Source organism: Vibrio sp. 1978, from assembly GCF_033344345.1.
In genome coordinates, this window is the sequence record NZ_JAWPOP010000703.1 from 1 (window position 1) to 608 (window position 608).

At 52.3% G+C, this 608-nt stretch carries 1 protein-coding gene; it reads left to right on the plus strand.

All coding sequences use genetic code 11. From position 1 onward, the window contains the following. Nucleotides 1-608: GspE/PulE family protein (locus tag R8N49_RS28650; protein WP_318190639.1), on the plus strand; the 608-nt coding region annotated here is incomplete at both ends.

Consider the following 608-nt stretch of genomic DNA (forward strand, 5'->3'; position numbering starts at 1 on the left):
CGATATCCATATCGAAACGTTTGAAAAGACGCTTTCTATCCGCTTCCGTGTCGACGGCGTTCTGCGTGAAGTCTTGACGCCGAGTCGTAAGCTTGCGCCGTTGTTGGTGTCGCGTGTGAAGGTTATGGCGAAGCTCGATATTGCTGAAAAGCGTGTGCCTCAAGATGGTCGTATCTCGCTACGTATTGGTGGCCGAGCGGTCGATGTGCGTGTTTCTACCATGCCATCCTCTCACGGTGAACGAGTGGTAATGCGTCTGTTAGATAAAAACGCAACGCGCCTTGACCTGCACAGTTTGGGCATGACTCCTTCGGTACACGACAACTTCCGTCACCTCATTGGTCGCCCACACGGTATCATCTTGGTGACCGGCCCTACGGGTTCTGGTAAATCGACCACTTTGTACGCCGGCTTGCAAGAAATCAACAGCAACGAGCGCAACATTCTGACGGTGGAAGACCCAATCGAATTTGATATCGATGGCATTGGCCAGACTCAAGTTAACCCGAAAGTCGACATGACATTTGCGCGTGGTCTACGTGCGATCTTACGTCAGGACCCGGATGTGGTGATGGTCGGTGAGATCCGTGACTTAGAAACCGCGCAAA